The following is a 305-nucleotide window of genomic DNA, read 5'->3' as shown; positions in this document are numbered from 1 at the left end:
TTCTCGAACGCGCGCTGCACCAGCTTCCAGCCGGCGGTCTCCTTGGCCTGGGCCAGCTTTTCAACCTCCGGATGCTCCTGGACATAACGCTTGAAGATTCCTGGCGTGACCAGCATGGCGGTCCCGTCGACGGTATGCACCAAAGCCTTGGTGTCGTTGATGAACAGGCGACGGGCCGCGATGCCAGATTTCATCCAGCCAACGAATCCCTGTCCCAGATCAGTGCTTCTGCTAGGCATAAATACATCTTCAATTGCTTCAGGAGCGCAATCTGTAGTGGTCAACCCATCCCGGACAGTGGGTTG

Annotated in this window: 1 protein-coding gene; it reads right to left on the bottom strand. The window is 57.0% G+C overall.

Translation table 11 applies throughout. From position 1 onward, the window contains the following. A partial coding sequence (locus HMPREF2581_RS04740; protein WP_168173292.1) for a conjugal transfer nickase/helicase domain-containing protein occupies positions 1-305 on the bottom strand: 305 nt, incomplete at both ends.

The sequence above is a fragment of the Pseudomonas sp. HMSC057H01 genome (assembly GCF_001836405.1).
In the GTDB taxonomy this organism is placed as follows: domain Bacteria; phylum Pseudomonadota; class Gammaproteobacteria; order Pseudomonadales; family Pseudomonadaceae; genus Pseudomonas; species Pseudomonas aeruginosa.
Note: the sequence above shows the minus strand (reverse complement) of the source record. Positions and strands in the feature narration are given on the sequence as shown.